We start from the raw sequence: 239 nt of genomic DNA on the forward strand, positions 1-239 counted from the left end.
GTGGACGCCCGTCCAGTCGAGGGGTCGGTAGTCGGCCGCGTCGCGATGCGTCTTCTTCACGGATGCCCTCCTGGGAGCGGGGTGCGGCCCGTCGGGGCCGAGGCGGTCCCGGCGGCTCTCGCCGGCTCGCGATCGACGTGCTGGAGCGAACGGAGTCCCCGTTCGAGCTGCCACTGGGTGTAGGCCGCCACGACGCCGCTGGCCTGGGTGCGCGTGCCCTCGGGCGCGGCGTCGGCGAC

Annotated in this window: 1 pseudogene; it reads right to left on the bottom strand. The window is 75.3% G+C overall.

Going from position 1 to position 239, the window contains the following annotated elements:
* Positions 1-56: 56 nt before the first annotated feature.
* Positions 57-239 (bottom strand): annotated as a pseudogene (locus tag ACZ6JE_RS15560) (hypothetical protein); the annotation flags it as partial.

Source organism: Frigoribacterium sp. AC759 (genome assembly GCF_979256015.1).